We start from the raw sequence: 16544 nt of genomic DNA on the forward strand, positions 1-16544 counted from the left end.
TAAACAAACTATATAAATATGCTCTATTAGCCTCTCTTAAGCGGCCAGTTTCATTTCTTTAATCGAGATTTCATCCTCATAGGCTTCATCAAACTCATCTCCCTCAAAGGCCTCTTCAAAAAAATTATCATCGTCTTCGTAAATACGTTCTTCACTAAAACCATTCGTTATACGGGCATTGTATTTCCAATGCAGTTGATTAAAATTATATGGTATTTTTTTCATGTTCTTCATTTTTAACGCTACAAAGTTCGGGTTAGAATTTAAACACAATATTGTGCCAATATTAAGAAACTGCAAACTCAGAGCCGATTGCCGTTGTAGGCATGAATACCAAAGTTTATTTTTTCTTAATATTCTCATAAACTCTATTTAATATTAAATCAGGTATTTTGTTATAAAATATACAATTTACAAATGGTTATAGCTCGTCAGACTTACCTCCAGAATTTTTTATCAATCGTCGTTTTTATGCTCATTGTTTGTTACTATGCTTTTAATGGCATACCCGAAGAAAGTTTTGCAACCCAAAACTACAACGTCGAGAAAGCAACGGAATATGAAAATAGCGTTGATTTTGAAAAGCATGTAAGCCAGCTAAGAGCGGCTATACTAATGGATGCAGATAATGTACAGATAAACGGCTTACTGTATCAGTTAGAAATAACACTCACAAGCCTGAGTTCAGAAAAAGAAGCGAAAGCGCAAATTCAGCCAATTTATGATTCACTATTGAAAGAAGATAAAAAAGCAGCCATTAAGCAAATTAACCAGTTACATACTTATGTGGCTAAAAAAATGAAGTCTCTCTGATATTTATATTATCAGGTACTATAAAAAATGGGGTCTGGCTATTGTAGCCAGACCCCATTTTTTAGGCATGATGCTTTGCCTATTGAGATGACATAACGCTTGTCATGGGGGCACTCTGGAGGTTTCCGGCCACCTGATTATTGCCAAAAGAAACAATTTTACCCAAGCCTGTATCAACACCTATGGTATTGTTGTATACACTTGTGTTTGACACCCGAATAAGCGAGGTACTTACTTCGGTATACAGGGCTTTATAATTATTTGACACAACACAATTGTTGAGATTAATAATGGCTCTGTCGCGGGCGGTAATAGCGGTGGCTAATCCCTGAATATTCGAGTTTTCAATAAAAGCCTTGGCAGTATCAGTAGCCGAACTGGTTTTAATGCTAATGCCATTCATTGTATTTAAAGGCCCTGTAATAGTGGTATTTCTTACAGTAAGCAAGGCTTTTGCCGAGTGGTCTACCAAAATACCGCTGCCTCCGGCAGCTATTCCGTTAATAGTGCAGTTCTCGACATTTACCTGACCTCCAGCAATATATTTTATTCCATTAAGCCCGGAACCGCCGCCATTAATAGATATGCTTCGGATTATGACTATATCATCGGCAGCAGCGTTTATAATAATACCGTTCACACCAGCCCCTAAAACACCTGCCAATGTGCCATCGCCATTAATCGTAATAGATTTAGTAATGGTAACGGCCCCATAACCGCCCGGGTCTAATACCGAAATTTCGCCTTTGGCGGCTGTCTTGGAAATAGCCCCCGCAAAAGTTTTACAGGGTGCTGTACGGCTACACGGGTTGGCATCATCACCTACACCCGAAACCCATGTACGAGTGGCTTGTCCCGATGCTATATTTGGATATAAACCAGCAACTAAAACAACTGCCAGCAATAAAAAAGTATATCTGTTTTTCATGTGAGTATCTTTGTATAAAATGAATTAAAATCGTCTGATAGCCCTTACTTTAAAAGTATTACTTTTAGCAGAAGTAGTTTGTGCGCCTCCGCTGAAATTCACGGTGATGGCTGTTTCAGAAACAGAATCAAAACTGACAGGTACTTCTGTTGAGCTCCAATAGGTATTGGTAACACTTCCCATGCCAATATTGGCCCGTTGCTGATACATAATGGCAAGTTCGCCTTTAGAAGGTAGGTACCAGTCGCCATAAGTACCGTCGGTAAACTGAGCCGCAGCCATAGCCGCCGATGAGCCACTCCCCTGAATCTCATTAATTAATTCAGTATTGTATTGCCCGCCGTAGACCCCCGACCTGACAGCATTAGTATTAATATTGCTCGCACTTATCCATTTAAAGGTAGTTCCTGAGGCACAGTCAATTGTAGCTACAACTAGCCCATGCTGGCCCGAGTCATCCACATAAAAAACAATACCGCCTTGTTTGGCTTGGCCAACAGCATACATTATGCTACTGGTATTAAACATAGGCACCCAAACAGAGCCATTGTAAGCATAGGCCCCTATACCTGCCGCGCAATTGGTACAATAAACCTGTGTGCCTGCAAGCAAACCGGTAATAGCATTACGTTGTATTTCTGACATACGAGGCATCAGAAAGCCTTTGGTGGTCGAACTGGCATCTATGATGCCAGTAGCATTAGTGTTGGGGTCAATAGTAACGCTCTGTGCAAAAGATGTAGAAAAACAGGCGATACTTAGTATACCCCAAAACATTGTGAGGAAAAAAGTTCTCATGGTAATTATTTATTTTAAATAGTAAGCAAATACGATCCAAATTTAATCAAAAAAGCCTTAATTCGGTATCGACTAGCAAAATATGGTTGTGGTGCTAATAATGCCTGTTTGCCAAGTTGCATAAACCTAGTACGGGTTTATGTAAAACATAGGGGTTTGCTCAACAGCACACAACATAAAGTAAAACGGGCCTACGAACTAACGCCTATATCATACAGGGCTATGAAATAAAGAATTGATTATTTATTATATTTGTAAAATGTATCTGCCCTTTCAGAATCCATCATAATTTAAGCACCACACTAGCCTATGAAAAAAATACTTTTGGTAGAAGACGAAATCAGCGTAGTTAGCTTTATAAAAAGTGGGTTAAACGAAGAAAACTATGAGGTTTCGGTAGCATTGAATGGTGAAACCGGCATTGCTATGGCTTTGGCTAACGAGTTCGACCTAATTGTGCTGGACATCATGCTGCCTGATAAAAACGGCCTTGATATTTGCCGTGAACTACGTGAACAAGATATTCAGGTACCTATCTTGTTTCTGACCGCACTAGGAACTTCCGAAAACATAGCTCTCGGCTTAAATACCGGAGCCGATGATTACCTCGTAAAACCTTTCAAATTTATTGAACTAAGTGCCAGAATTAAGGCATTGTTGCGGCGGTCGGTAAAAAGTGCTGCTACTTCCGGCGATTTACCCCAGACAATTTATAGCATTGCCGACCTCAGAATTAACGATGATGCCAAAACCGTAGAACGCGCCGGAACTACCATTTCGCTAACAGCCACCGAATATCGCTTGCTTTTAACACTTATGAAGAATAGAGGAAAGGTATTGTCGCGGCTCGATTTACTCGAAAGTGCCTGGGATATTAACTTCGATTTAGGAACCAATGTAGTAGATGTATACATTAATTATCTACGAAAAAAACTTGATTCAGACCATAAACAAAAACTGATTCATACGGTAATAGGTATGGGTTACGTGCTGAAAGAAGGATGAAAACTCAAACCAAAATAGCGTTATCGTTAGTGATATTCAACTTTGCCATTCTGTTATTGTTTGGCATAGGAGTGTATCTGTTTCTGAACGAATACTCATACATCGATTTTTACAAAAGGCTCGAAACCAGAGCCGCCATAGGGGCCAAGTATAACCTGAAAATAGATACCGCCAACGCCGAGGCTTTTAAGAGGATAAGAGAGCAACACCTTGAAAGGCTAGAAGCAGAACGCGAATACATCATAAAAGTAAATTCGGTTGATTCTCTACCGCAAATAGCCGAAAAGAACGACCTGCCCTTGTCTTTATTGAAATCGTTATTAAAAAACAGTAAGGCACGTTACCAGCAAGGCAGCAGTTTTTATGGAGGCGTTAAGGTGCAACACCAGCAGGCTACGTATCTGGTAATAGTGTCGGCTAATAACAGGTTTGTATCGCACCACCTTATTTTTCTGCGCAATACACTCTTCTGGGGTTTGGTGTTAACAGTTATGATTACGGTATACCTGTCAATTAAGTTTTCAAGACATTTCTTTGACCCCATTCGCGAAATTATAAACAAGGTCAAGCAAATCAGTACTGAAAATATTCACCTTCGGCTAAACGAAACCGACAACAATAACGAGATAAGCGAACTGGCCACCACCTTTAACGATTTGTTAAACCGGATGGAAACCGCCTTTGAGACCCAGAAGAACTTTATTAGTAATGCCTCGCACGAATTGGCAACTCCTTTAACGGCCATTATTGGCGAGGCCGACGTTGCCCTTATTAAAGAACGAAAACCCCAAGAATACCAGCTTGTTTTGCAAAATATTCTGCAACAAGCCGAGCGTCTGAATCAGATAACAAAATCGTTACTCTTTCTGGCTCAAACAGGTTACAAAGGCAATAAAATTGTATTTGAAATTGTGCGCATGGACGAAATGCTATGGGAGGTTAAGGCCCTCATTGACCGCCTGAATCCGGGAAACAAAATCATGGTAGACTTAAGCCTCTTGCCGGAAGACCCCAAAAAACTGAAAATTAATGGTAACAAGCAAATGCTTAATCTGGCACTGGCCAATATCCTGAACAATGCCTGTAAATACTCGCATAACAAACCTGTGTCGGTACATATAGGGTCAAGTCAGGAGCAACTCGTAATTTTTATCAAAGACCAAGGCATTGGTATACCCGACAACGAATTGCAGTTTATTTATGACCCGTTTTTCAGGGCTTCCAATACACGTTTCTTTGAAGGATACGGCATAGGTTTGCCGCTGGCACGTAATATAATTAAACTACATAATGGCATCTTACAGGTATCATCAAATGTGAATAGTGGCACTACCGTACAGATGACTTTCCCGTTAGCTAAATTCAATAAATAAGTTTTCTAATCTGAATTTAATCTTTCTAATAGCATTCTAATCTGATTCTTAGTTTCTGCTAATGTGCATGATAGAATTTTGCTGCCTAATAATTATTCACAAACAGGTATGCAAAAAACTATATTAATTCCTATCGACTTTCGCGTGGCGTCTCTGAATACGCTGAAGTATGCGCTCGAAAACAGCGATGGCGGACCTAACAAAGTGATTCTGCTATATGCTGAGTTTCTTGACGATTCAATTACTGAGTTGCTTTTTTATCGTCCTGAAAATAAAATAAATGCCCTCATGACCAAAGAGTTTATGTCGGCGTTAGAGGTACTCAAAAATCGCTTTGAGTTTCAGATTACCGAACTCGAAATCCGGTTGTTGCATAACCAGACCAAAAGGGCTTTGATTCGATTCGTAGAAAATAATGAAGTAGATGAGATATTTGTCCCTAAAACGTATCGCCTAAAGGTTACCAAAAAAACTTTTGATATTGTGACTATCATCCGATACAGTAATTTGCCTTACCAAGAAATTGACTGGGCGCATAATCAGGATTTTTCTTCAGAAAAAGACCAGCTCGAATACCTGTTTAATTACTAAACAGTATCATAGATAAGCATTTTTCTGGCTTACCTGCAAGAAGGTTATCAGCCCAAGACTCTATTTCTGAACCAAGCAGCTTTTAAAAATGCCTGCAAGAAACAGATATAACTAAGCAAAATTGTCGGATTAGGGGTGTTGCTAATAGCGCAACATCCTGAACCGAACCTGTTAACTAACGTACCACCGCTACCTGATTTTTGTATTCGCTGGGCGAAACCTTGAATTTTTTCTTAAACATACGATTAAAATAAGACAGGCTATTAAATCCACTTTCAAAATAAACATCTTTGATTCTGAACTCAGGGTTTTTCAATAGGCTGGAGGCAAGTTTTATGCGTTCTTCGATGATAAACTCGATAGGCGAAATACCCAGTTCATCTTTAAAAACCCGATAAAAATTAGACTCGCTCATGCAGGCAATTTTGCATAGTTGTTCTACCTGAATTTGTTCCCGTATATTTTCTTTGATATAATTTACTACATGCGCAATGCGGTTATTGGTAGCGAGTTTGGCTGCATTTTTAGCATAAATAGCTTTGGTTTCTGTCTGAACAATCCGAATGATTAATTCCTGAATCATTAAATCAGCAAAAATATCTTTTGAAGGATGCTGTTCAGTAAATATAAACACAAGTCGTTGCAGAATATGCTGGATGGCAATATCGTTCGTAAAATGAAAATTACTATTGGTAAACCTCCATTCCTGATTATCAATTTTTGGCCTGATTTCGTTCAGGTTATTAATCACTTTATCGAGCCTTTCCTGCTCAAATGCCATGGCAAGGCATTTGGTAGGGGTTTTGAGGCTAGCCTCCGGGAAATCAATACACATAACTTCGTCAGATGGCAGAATGACCGATTCTCCGGGCAGGAAGTCAAAATCCATGTGCTGATTCAGGTGCATAATTTTCTTGCCCATTATCATACTGGCTAGTACGGGGTCCGAGAACTTAAGATACACGTTTTCGGCACGTTGGTGCGTTTCAAAGATACTTAATTCGGTATGGTTCAACGTAAAAGTTGACCTATTCTCTATCAGGGTCTCGATGCGTCTGCTCTTTAAGAACGAATCAGTTAATTCCATAGCCTGTCGATTGTTTTAAATATCACTATTCAAATATATAATATAAATAATTGTAAAAAAATATACTTTTTCATAATGATAGGATTGTTCATCTTTTTAAGAGAAAAGGTAAAATAAATATGAATTTACCAAGATAGTTTTGCATAAGATTTATCTCTTATACTATTAAACGACCAAAACTATGTCAGAATTGCTAGAAAAAGAACGGACACATATAGCTGCTCCTAAATTTAAAAATCAATATGAAAACTTTATTGGTGGTAAATGGACTCCTCCGGTAAGAGGCCAGTATTTTGAAACGGTTTCGCCAGTTGATGGAAAAGTTTTTACCTCGGTAGCTCGCTCAACAGAAGAAGACATCGAAAAAGCACTGGATGCCGCATGGGCAGCCGCTCCGCACTGGAACAACACCTCTGCTGCTGAAAGAAGCAATATTTTATTGAAAATAGCCGATGTAATGGAGAAAAACCTTGAGGTATTGGCAAAGGTTGAAACTTGGGACAACGGCAAGCCCGTAAGAGAAACAATGGCAGCCGATTTACCGTTGGCTATTGACCACTTCAGGTATTTTGCAGGCGTTATCAGAGCCGAAGAAGGCTCGGTAAGCGAGCTTGATGCCAACACAGTTTCAATGAATATTCTGGAGCCTCTAGGTGTAGTAGGGCAGATTATTCCGTGGAACTTCCCGTTATTAATGGCAGCATGGAAACTGGCTCCGGCTTTGGCAGCAGGCAATTGCGTAGTATTGAAGCCAGCCGAACAAACACCTGTGGGTATTCTGGTATTAATGGAACTCATTCAGGACCTACTACCTGCCGGCGTATTAAACGTATTAAATGGTTTTGGTATTGAGGCCGGAAAACCACTGGCATCAAGCCCACGTATTAATAAAATTGCTTTTACCGGCGAAACCACCACAGGCCAGCTTATTATGCAATACGCTTCAAAAAACATTATTCCGGTAACACTTGAGCTTGGGGGGAAATCGCCTAATATTTTCTTCAAAAGCATTATGGATGCCGACGACGAGTTTTTTGATAAATGTCTGGAAGGAGCCGTTATGTTTGCTCTCAATCAGGGTGAAGTATGTACCTGCCCATCAAGAATATTAGTCGAAGAAAGTATTTACGATGCCTTTATTGAACGAGTAGTTGAGCGTACAAAAGCTATTAAACTGGGGCATCCGCTTGACCCAACCACCATGATGGGCGCGCAGGCATCGAACGACCAGTATGAAAAAATCCTGAATTATATCGAAATCGGGCGCGAAGAAGGAGCCGAAGTATTAACAGGAGGTGGTACAGCTTATAACGAGGGCCTAGAGGGAGGCTATTACATACAGCCAACTATTTTTAAAGGCAATAATAAAATGAGAATATTTCAGGAAGAAATTTTCGGGCCAGTAGTGTGTGTTGCTACCTTCAAAGATGAAGCAGAAGCACTGGCTATTGCTAATGATACGCTGTATGGGTTGGGTGCCGGAGTCTGGACGCGTGATACGCATCAGGCATACAAAGTTGCCAGAGGTATAAAAGCGGGTAGGGTATGGGTAAATTGCTATCACGCGTATCCGGCGCACGCACCATTCGGAGGTTACAAGAAATCAGGTATTGGCCGTGAGACACACAAAATGATGCTAGGGCATTATCGTCAGACCAAAAATATGTTGATTTCTTATGACAAAAATAAATTAGGATTCTTCTAAAAAATATACCGGAATGGTTGTTCTGGAATTTTAACGAATAGCTGGTAGCTGGCTCGGAATGGTTTAATCGTGGCACATGTTTACGGGCCAAGCTGCCAGCATTGCTACATGCCAGCTATATTCTGCCAATATTTCAGACAACCTTCCTTTTTTATGAAAACTATGGCTTCTGCACAAAGAGTTTCCATAACCCCTCAGGCTACCGAACTGGTTGAAAAACTTAAAAAAGACTTCGGTAAACTCATATTTCACCAAAGCGGTGGGTGCTGCGACGGTTCGGCCCCTATGTGCTTTCAGAAAGACGAGATGTATCTCGACGATAACGATGTGCTACTAGGCTATGTGGCTGGTTGTCCGTTTTATATGTCGAAAGACCAGTTCGAATACTGGAAACATACACACCTTACCCTAGATGTGGTGCAGGGCAGAGGAGCCAGTTTTTCTTTAGAAATTCCGCTGGGCGTACGGTTCATAATAAAATCACGGCTACTCACTCCCGAAGAGTACCAGCCGAGTTAACAGAGTTTGTTATTTGGCCGAACTTAAAACCCTGACCGTAACCAACAATTGCCCCAAATGACGGGTAGTATGCTCTGCTGAATGCGTAAGTAAGCCTACAACGGTAGACGGTAACTTGGCCCGACCAACCTCTCTGGCCTGAGTTAAGGTGTTTTCATCGGTATTTTTTAATATTGCCAACGACTGTGCTACCTGTGCGTCAAATGCTTTTATAAGTGCTTGTACTGTAAGGGTTTCGTCTGGTTTGCCTTCGGCAGCAAGGCTACCTAACTGTTGCGTAGTTAATGCTTTGCCCTGTGCATAAGTAAAAAGCCTGTCGAGCACGCCAGTAAGGTGTTGTAAATGAAAAGCCACAGAAGCTACACCGGCTGGCCGTTCCCACAAAAGAGTATCAGGGAAATCAGCCATAAGTGTATGCACTTCTTCCTGTGCTTGCAGTAATGCGTGGGCAATAGGTTGTAAAAGAGGCGGAACATCAGGCAAAGTACCTCTTAACCATACTTCTAATTTTGTTGAATCAGGCATTTTTCTTTTTTTTCTTCTTCTTGTAAGGTTTCACCTCGAAGTCAAGGCTAAGACCTACGATATGATTTGTATGAGGGTGTTTCTGGTTTACTTCGGGCTGCCAAATATAATACAAAGTTGCTTTTTTGTTTTTCATATATTCGTAAGACAAACCCGCAGCATTTTGCCAGAACCTGATTTCAGGGGTTTTACCCTGCTTAATCGGAATAAAAGGTTCTGCATACACATAGGTATCCCAATGTTTGCTAATCTGGTATTTTACGCCTGTTCTTAAACGCAAGTGGGTGTCTGTGTCTGTAAGGTTTTCATCGTCGCCAACAAAATATTTCTTCTGATTTTGTATCATAGGGCGGGTGAAAAAAGTAAAATCATTGACTTTAAGTTGCCCTTGAAGCCCAATCAGAAAACGATGGTAATTATTGTCCTCAACTAATGCCAGTCTGTAATTAGCTACTACTTTCAGGTATTTGTTGATTTTCTTCTCGCCTGCCAGAAAAAAATAAGAGCCTTTGTAATGAGAAGCGTTCTCGTTGAACCGTACCCTGTACTGCCCCTTGAGTTCCCAGCCTTTTTTAAGGTTAAGTTTAAGCTCGGTATCATACCACGTCTGAAAATCCTGAGTCGATTTATTCTGAGCTATGGCTTGAACAACGAGCAAATACATAAACAAAGCTACCAATAGTTGCTTAATCATCGCTTTCTCCTCCTCCGTAGGCAGCACTTTTGGTTTCATTTTCATCTGAATAATAAAAGGCATGAATACGGGCCACATCACGCAAGAAATCGATATTCAGAATTTCAACCCGATGAATAGGCAAACCTATGCGTTTTCTTAAGTCCTCAATCATTTCTTCCCGACGGTCAGGGCTTACCAGTTCTACTTTTTCGTAGCGTATTTCCTTGAAATTTTCGTGTTTAATATTCAGGCCATGTTCTAAGCCAAATGTTAACCCTACCAGCAGTACGTCGGCCATTAGTAACTCATAATGACTCATATTTAGTGGAGTAAGGGCATTAATAATGCCTATGGCTACACAAACAAAAAAATAGCCCATTTCGCGCACAGGTACAGTAACTGTCCGGTAGCGGATAATTGAAAAAATAGCAAACAAACCAAAGGCAAAACCCATTTTTAGCTTGGTTGTGCTTAGCAGGAAGCAAAGCAGAAAATTAACAATGTTGAATAAAAAGAAAGTAAAAACAAAGTCTTTATTCTTGTATCGGTTATAGTAGATGCCACGTACCAGAATCAGGATAACCAGCAGGTTTAGCAGAAACCTTGCTCCGAATTCTATAACTATGTTATCGCCTAAAAATTGATTGATGGCATTCGAGCTGCCTTCCAGTTCTTCCATAATGAGTAATAGAGTGTGTTTGGGTTAAATGATGGTTGTCTGATAATTCAACAAGTAGGGGTGTCTGGTTCCTGAATTATTTTGCCCAATTTTAATAAAACAGGTTTAAAAGAGTTCGTTTTTACTTTTTCGAGGGTAGCTATCCCAACCGAATATTTACTGAAGTTAGATTGGGCAATGTGTCTTTTCCTGAAACTTTGCACCACCGGACTAAAAACAGAGCCTTTATCCTGTTTGATTTCTGCCACTACCAGCCCATTATTGAATTTTCGGGCATTGCCCTTCTGAAAAACCAGATTCAGGTCGAGTGTCAGGCGTTCGGCAAGGTCTTTCCTGACGAGGGTAATGCGGTCAAAATAAATCCAGAGTTGGTCTTGCAGGCGTTCGGATGTTTGTAAAAAACTATTGAATAGCTGATAATCGATACTCTGTAACTGTTTGTTTAGGCTTACGCGTTCTTCCCGATACTTTATTGTCCGGCTATTGCTGATTTTCTTTTTTACCTCAAAAAATACCAGTCCGGTGTCAGAATACCTGCGATATCGCACTTTTAGCCGATTCGGTTTGCCGTTGTGGTGCTGGTAATACAACTGGTAATCGTCGGTATCAAAGTAAAGAGATTCATAACTGTGGGTGCGTTTCTGGTTAATTTCCAGCACTGAATAGTAAGGGCTTAGCTCTTTCAGAATCTCAGGCAGGGTATTTTTATGAAAGATATACTTGCTATCTACCCGATTAAGCAGTTTTACGGCTTCCATTTCTGCAAGCGATATGCCTTCAAATTGCTGTAAATCAATCATAATGGTGTAATAGCTCTGTTAATTATCTGTCAATTTTACATAAACTTTTTGTTATTTCAAAAAGGTTGCTACCACCTGATTCCGTGTCGAGACATGTGTTTTAAGGCTGGCTAGCTCACTTACAAAAGTGTTGGTACTGGTCAGGTTCGAGTAAGGCTTTTGTTCGGTTTCTGTACCGTTTACATAGGGCGAAATCAGGGTATAATACTTTTCAAAAAGTGTACCCATTTTTTCGGGAGTAAATACTTTTTCGGTAAATTCCTTTACGTATTGTTTATATCTGGCATAATAAACGGGGTCATCGGCAACATACCTCAATAAAGGCCAGTTTTGTTTTACCTCTGTCATAGACAACGAAACGGCACTTCTACCTCCACTGCTGGTTTTCATAGATTCGTTGTGGTCCCACGGAATCCAGATGAGTTGTCGGGTCGGAGAATGATATAAATAATAGTTATGTGCCATTGCTCCGTAGCTGTCCCAGTTAACAATGGTATTATTAACAGCCAGATAACGCAGGTAATGGTCAACATTAAAGGTTTTTTCAAGTGAGGCCCGCCATGTTGCAGCATCCGACAAGCGGTTACTGGCGTTAAGGGCCGTAATAAAGGCTTTTACGTCGGTGTAATCGGCTTCGGTTTTATTGTTTTTCTTTTCAAACTGGTTTTCCTGAAAGCTCTGCAAAGTCGATTCCGGCTTATAAATATTCCCTTTGGCTTCGGTGTCTTCAGTAAACTGGTTTTTCACCATGGTGTCGTCTATTACTTCTACCATTGTGTAAACACCACAGTACTTTTTGCCTTCGCCAAAATCGATGTATACTTTATAAAAAGCAGTTTGCGCAGCCGGAACACCCGCTTCACGGAAAATATCTGCCGCTAGTTTTTCCCGCATCAGAGAGTTATCGTTATAAGCTGGTGACATCGATAATTCCTGAAAACCATAAAGCCGCTGATTTTTTATGGCCGGAAACTGGTCTTCAAACTCATCCATATTCAGCCGGAAAGGGAGCTTGTAAATACCCGACCGCCAGATTGACGAAAGGCTGGAATTACCTTTGAGACGAAAGCCTGCGTTTGTCCATGTTTTGCCATTGAACTTCAGCGTAACGGCAAAATAATTAGGTTCTTCTGAACTAAAAACACCGCCGCCTGCTCCGCCTCCCGCGCCACCACCTGCCCCTGGCCCTGTGCCACCACCAACACCAAAATCACTACCGTATTTTGCTTTCATGTCGGTTCTGATACTATCCCATTGAGTTTTTCTGAGGGTAATTTCGAGGCTGTTAACCGTATTTTGCGGGAAAACCACGCTATAACTGGGCGATACCTTATTGCTATGTGACTCTTCTGTCCAGTCTGGGTTAGTTGAGGCAGCAGGCGTAACATTCTCCTGATTAGATTTACAAGAGGCAAGCCATAAAACAGTAAGAATAGCAGATGAGACGAATCGGCGAATTTTCATAATTGGTGTGAGTAAAGGTGTTTGTCGTGATAGACGCGAAAACTCTCAGGTGGGTTGCTTATAAAAACTTTGCAGGGGTTTTAGTGGGAGTTTTGGGCGAATCTTCCTTAAATTGCCAATCATTTATTAGTAATAAACCTGTAAAAATGTCGGACGGGAAACATAAAATTTACGAGTTTATACAAAGCATTTACCCGATGTCGGAAGAGCAACGGCACTCGGTTGTGCAGTATTTTAAGCCCAGAGTATTTCAGAAAAACGAGTACCTGCTCGAAGAAGGGCGTGTGTGCCAGATGTATTATTTTCTGGAAGAGGGTTATGTGCGGGCATATACCCACGACCACCACGGGAACGATGTTACCACGGCTTTTTATTCGCCCAACCAGATAGTTTGTGAGTTGTCGTCGTTTTTTAAACGGATACCAGCGCAGGAAAATATTCAGGCTTTGACCGATACCAAAGGCTGGTATATTACTTTTGATGAACTGCAACTCGCCTTTCATGGGATGTCTTATTTCAGGGAGTTCGGAAGGTTAATTCTGGTAAACTCTTATGCACAACTAAAGCAACGAATGTTGTCGATGTTGCAGGAAACAGCCGAAGTACGCTATGCTAAACTGATGGAATCGAACCCGCTGATTTTTCAGAAAGCACCTTTAAAAATGATAGCCTCTTTTATTGGAGTAACGGATACTTCTTTGAGCCGTATCAGAAAAGAGTATGCCCGACATCGTAGCTAAATAGTCAGAACTTGTCAAATGACAAGAGTTATTTCAGCTTAAAGCTTTTTCTTTGCATCAAAAACAACCACTCTACTATTATGGAACATCTGCCATTTTATATTCCTCTTGTAATGGGTTTAAGTACTTTTCTGGCTATTTACCTGTTTATCAGGTCGGCACAAGCGTACACCACCCGTATATGGGTATTGTTAATACTATGGCTTGTGGTGCAGGCAGGTATTAGCTTCAGTGGTTTTTATACCGTAACAAATGTGCTGCCACCACGTTTTTTACTAGCTGTATTGCCACCTGCTTTACTGATACTGTTCTTGTTTGTTAGCTCCAGAGGAAGAAAGTTTATTGATGGACTCGACCTGAAGGCATTAACATTACTACATCTGGTAAGGATTCCGGTAGAAATAGTGTTGTTGTGGCTATATCAGTACAAAAAAGTACCCGAACTCATGACTTTTGAAGGACAAAACTTTGATATTTTTTCGGGCCTTACAGCCCCCCTTATTTATTACCTGGCTTTTGTAAGAAAGAGTATCGGTACCGGAATCATGCTCATGTGGAACTTCGTTTGCCTGATATTACTGGCAAATATTGTTTCAACGGCTATTTTATCGGCTCCGTCGCCTTTGCAGCAATTTGCTTTTGAACAACCCAATGTAGGCATTTTCTATTTTCCGTTCATCTGGCTACCTTGCTGTATTGTGCCTGTTGTGCTACTGGCGCATCTGGCTACCATCAGGCAATTAATGAATGAGTAAACTACTCAGGCAACAAAATTTACTGTTTGCTGAGTAGTTCTGAACTGAAATATTCAAGCGGACTTTGTCTTTATTTATCCATGTTTATAGTCAGTACTTCTCTGATAACTGTTGTATAACGGGGCGACTTGTGTTCGTGTCGTAGTTTCCATTCCCGCCCGAAGCCCATAGCTGCCAGCCTGATGGTATCTCGGCCAGCTTTTTTGTTGTAATCGTCCATGCGTTTCATTACTTCCGCATTTTTTTTGTTTACTTTTTCTTTGATATCAAAAAAGAGGTTGGTCTGCACAAATTCTTCAGGTACTATGCCGTGTACTATTACCCCGCATTTTTTATAATTGAAGCCGGCTTTAAATATCATGTCAAAAAGGCGTAGGGCCGCCGCTATCAAATCGGAGGTGTTATTTGTAGAGGGAGATATATCGATAGTCCTTGAAATATGGTATTGTGGCTCATTGGCATAGCGATTGGTACTAAGAAAAACATTTAACAGATTAGCCCTACTTTTTTGCTTACGGAGTTTCTCGCCACAACGGGCGGCAAAAGTTGCAATAGCTTCACTAATAATTTTCGGGTCTTTTAATGATTTGCCAAAACTTCTGCTAGTAAGAATAGTTTTTTTTGAGTTTACTTGTGCCTCAAGACCAAGACAAGGAAATTCGTTTAATTCCCGAAGCACACGAAGCCCGTGTATAGTCATTTTCTTTTTTATCCAGTTCGGATTAAGCAACGAAAACTGAAGCGCATTAGTAATACTGAGTTCATAGAGCATTCGGGCATATTTAGAACCTACTCCCCAAATGTCTTCTACTTTAGTGGCTTCCAGTGCAATCTGAATATCAACAGGGTTGTCAAGCACACAAATGCCTTTGTCGCGTAGGTGTTTTTTTGCAAATCGATTAGCTACTTTAGCCAGTGTTTTAGTTCTGGCTACGCCAATAGAAATAGGTATGCCTATATACTGCAAAATTGTGTCTTTTATGCCATAACAAAATGCTTCTATATCGTGGTAGGGCATATCTGACAGGTCAATGAAGGCTTCATCAATTGAATAAATCTCAATTGATGGTACCAACTCTCTGACAACATCCATTACACGGTTAGATATATCTCCATACAGGGCATAGTTACTTGAAAAAACATACACCTGATTTTTATGGATGATTTCTTCAATTTCATGAGCAGGAATCCCCATTTTAATACCCATTGTTTTAGCTTCTTCCGAACGGGCAATAACACAGCCATCGTTGTTGCTTAGCACCACCACAGGGCTTTGGGCTAGGCTCGGCGCAAACAACCGCTCGCACGAAGTATAGAAGTTGTTGCAATCAATGATGCCAAACATATTTATGCTTCATTGATAATGTAAGTAACAACACCCCACACAGAAAAACTCATGTCAGGGGTAATTTCAATATCTTTAAACGCATCGTTGGCAGGTTTCAGCAGAATTTTTTCGTTCATGCGTTGAAAAAACTTTACGGTAAATTCTCCATTTATAACTGCCAGTACAATTTTCCCATCAGTCGGTTTCTTGCTTCGGTCAATTACCAGTAGCGCGTTATCCATAATGCCCGCATGAATCATTGACAAGCCTTTTACGCGTACAAAAAATGTTGAAGAGGGCTTATCAATTAAAAATTTGTTAAGGTCAATTGCCGCCTCTGTGTAGTCTTCGGCAGGAGAAGGAAACCCCGCCTGAACGGTATGGATATAAAGAGGGTTATGCTGTAAAGGCGCGTGTGTGTCGAGGCAGAATAACCCATGCGGATATTCTTCCCTCCTGTCAATAAGGGGATTCATTGGATTTATAAGTCTAAATTAACAAAATGGAATTCTAATAAATCGATAGTATTCTCAACAAGTCAGCAAAAGCAATTTAGTCTTACAGTATTAAGAGGAGAAAAAAAGAATGGTGTTCCCGAAGGGATTCGAACCCCCATCATCAGAACCGGAATCTGACATTCTATCCATTGAACTACGGGAACTTGGTATTAACTTTTATGCTGTTGGTGCATCATCAGAACCGGAATCTGACGGGGCGACCATCGCATTCTATCCATTGAACTACGAGAACTTGGTATTA

Annotated in this window: 19 protein-coding genes and 1 tRNA gene; 8 read left to right on the plus strand and 12 right to left on the minus strand. The window is 40.5% G+C overall.

Features of this window, described 5'->3' with window-relative positions; translation table 11 throughout:
* Positions 1-36: 36 nt before the first annotated feature.
* Positions 37-234 carry a hypothetical protein gene (locus WAA15_RS11025; RefSeq protein ID WP_337042798.1) on the minus strand — a complete coding sequence of 66 codons (198 nt, stop codon included), beginning with the start codon at positions 232-234 and terminating at the stop codon, positions 37-39.
* Between the two features lie 183 nt (positions 235-417).
* Here WAA15_RS11025 and WAA15_RS11030 point away from each other — a divergent pair, with 183 nt between their 5' ends.
* A complete protein-coding gene (locus WAA15_RS11030) occupies positions 418-813 on the plus strand; it encodes a hypothetical protein (RefSeq protein WP_337042799.1) in 396 nt (131 codons plus the stop codon).
* 79 nt (positions 814-892) lie between these two features.
* Here WAA15_RS11030 and WAA15_RS11035 read toward each other — a convergent pair whose 3' ends face one another.
* Both WAA15_RS11035 and WAA15_RS11040 read right to left on the minus strand, forming a co-directional pair.
* Positions 893-1741, minus strand: a complete 849-nt coding sequence (locus WAA15_RS11035) for a hypothetical protein (protein WP_337042800.1) — start codon at positions 1739-1741, stop codon at positions 893-895.
* Between the two features lie 24 nt (positions 1742-1765).
* The gene (locus WAA15_RS11040; RefSeq protein ID WP_337042801.1) at positions 1766-2539 is read right to left on the minus strand and encodes a hypothetical protein; all 774 of its coding nucleotides are present in this window, start codon (positions 2537-2539) and stop codon (positions 1766-1768) included.
* Between the two features lie 309 nt (positions 2540-2848).
* Here WAA15_RS11040 and WAA15_RS11045 point away from each other — a divergent pair, with 309 nt between their 5' ends.
* From WAA15_RS11045 to WAA15_RS11055, 3 genes are all read left to right on the plus strand, one after another.
* Positions 2849-3544 (plus strand): response regulator transcription factor, encoded by a 696-nt coding sequence (locus WAA15_RS11045; RefSeq protein WP_337042802.1) that lies wholly within the window; start codon positions 2849-2851, stop codon positions 3542-3544.
* Complete coding sequence (locus WAA15_RS11050; protein ID WP_337042803.1) at positions 3541-4917, plus strand: sensor histidine kinase; 1377 nt, start codon at positions 3541-3543, stop codon at positions 4915-4917. Before WAA15_RS11045 ends, WAA15_RS11050 begins: the two co-directional genes overlap by 4 nt.
* A 108-nt stretch (positions 4918-5025) precedes the next feature.
* Positions 5026-5508, plus strand: coding sequence for a universal stress protein (locus WAA15_RS11055; RefSeq protein ID WP_337042805.1), 483 nt, complete (start codon positions 5026-5028; stop codon positions 5506-5508).
* 175 nt (positions 5509-5683) lie between these two features.
* Here WAA15_RS11055 and WAA15_RS11060 read toward each other — a convergent pair whose 3' ends face one another.
* The gene (locus WAA15_RS11060) at positions 5684-6595 is read right to left on the minus strand and encodes an AraC family transcriptional regulator (protein WP_337042806.1); all 912 of its coding nucleotides are present in this window, start codon (positions 6593-6595) and stop codon (positions 5684-5686) included.
* Between the two features lie 181 nt (positions 6596-6776).
* On the opposite strand from WAA15_RS11060, the gene exaC reads away from it, so the two are divergent.
* Positions 6777-8300, plus strand: a complete 1524-nt coding sequence (exaC, locus tag WAA15_RS11065; protein ID WP_337042807.1) for an acetaldehyde dehydrogenase ExaC — start codon at positions 6777-6779, stop codon at positions 8298-8300.
* A 153-nt stretch (positions 8301-8453) separates the two neighbouring features.
* A complete protein-coding gene (locus WAA15_RS11070) occupies positions 8454-8819 on the plus strand; it encodes a DUF779 domain-containing protein (protein ID WP_337042808.1) in 366 nt (121 codons plus the stop codon).
* A gap of 9 nt (positions 8820-8828) precedes the next feature.
* On the opposite strand, the gene WAA15_RS11075 is transcribed toward WAA15_RS11070, so the two are convergent.
* The 5 genes from WAA15_RS11075 to WAA15_RS11095 are packed head-to-tail and all read right to left on the minus strand — an operon-like array spanning position 8829 to position 12963.
* Positions 8829-9344 carry a DinB family protein gene (locus WAA15_RS11075; protein ID WP_337042809.1) on the minus strand — a complete coding sequence of 172 codons (516 nt, stop codon included), beginning with the start codon at positions 9342-9344 and terminating at the stop codon, positions 8829-8831.
* Complete coding sequence (locus WAA15_RS11080) at positions 9337-10077, minus strand: DUF2490 domain-containing protein (protein WP_337042810.1); 741 nt, start codon at positions 10075-10077, stop codon at positions 9337-9339. The genes WAA15_RS11075 and WAA15_RS11080 overlap by 8 nt, the downstream gene beginning before the upstream one ends.
* Entirely contained in the window at positions 10031-10699 is a 669-nt protein-coding gene (locus tag WAA15_RS11085; protein WP_337042811.1) for a DUF4956 domain-containing protein, read from the minus strand. Before WAA15_RS11085 ends, WAA15_RS11080 begins: the two co-directional genes overlap by 47 nt.
* Before the next feature lie 47 nt (positions 10700-10746).
* On the minus strand, positions 10747-11499 hold the full coding sequence (locus tag WAA15_RS11090; protein WP_337042812.1) for a polyphosphate polymerase domain-containing protein: 753 nt from the start codon (positions 11497-11499) through the stop codon (positions 10747-10749).
* A 51-nt stretch (positions 11500-11550) separates the two neighbouring features.
* Positions 11551-12963: a CotH kinase family protein gene (locus tag WAA15_RS11095; protein ID WP_337042813.1), complete on the minus strand. Its 1413-nt coding sequence runs from the start codon at positions 12961-12963 to the stop codon at positions 11551-11553.
* A 26-nt stretch (positions 12964-12989) separates the two neighbouring features.
* Here WAA15_RS11095 and WAA15_RS11100 point away from each other — a divergent pair, with 26 nt between their 5' ends.
* Complete coding sequence (locus WAA15_RS11100; protein ID WP_337042814.1) at positions 12990-13703, plus strand: Crp/Fnr family transcriptional regulator; 714 nt, start codon at positions 12990-12992, stop codon at positions 13701-13703.
* An 80-nt stretch (positions 13704-13783) separates the two neighbouring features.
* On the plus strand, positions 13784-14458 hold the full coding sequence (locus tag WAA15_RS11105) for a hypothetical protein (RefSeq protein ID WP_337042815.1): 675 nt from the start codon (positions 13784-13786) through the stop codon (positions 14456-14458).
* 70 nt (positions 14459-14528) lie between these two features.
* On the opposite strand, the gene WAA15_RS11110 is transcribed toward WAA15_RS11105, so the two are convergent.
* The 3 genes from WAA15_RS11110 to WAA15_RS11120 all read right to left on the minus strand — a co-directional run bounded on the left by WAA15_RS11110 (position 14529) and on the right by WAA15_RS11120 (position 16446).
* The gene (locus WAA15_RS11110) at positions 14529-15803 is read right to left on the minus strand and encodes a Y-family DNA polymerase (protein ID WP_337042816.1); all 1275 of its coding nucleotides are present in this window, start codon (positions 15801-15803) and stop codon (positions 14529-14531) included.
* A 2-nt stretch (positions 15804-15805) separates the two neighbouring features.
* The gene (locus tag WAA15_RS11115) at positions 15806-16261 is read right to left on the minus strand and encodes a LexA family protein (RefSeq protein ID WP_337042817.1); all 456 of its coding nucleotides are present in this window, start codon (positions 16259-16261) and stop codon (positions 15806-15808) included.
* A gap of 110 nt (positions 16262-16371) precedes the next feature.
* A tRNA-Arg gene (locus WAA15_RS11120) sits at positions 16372-16446 on the minus strand.
* Positions 16447-16544 lie beyond the last annotated feature (98 nt).

Source organism: Emticicia sp. 17c (genome assembly GCF_037153985.1).
Lineage (GTDB): Bacteria > Bacteroidota > Bacteroidia > Cytophagales > Spirosomataceae > Emticicia.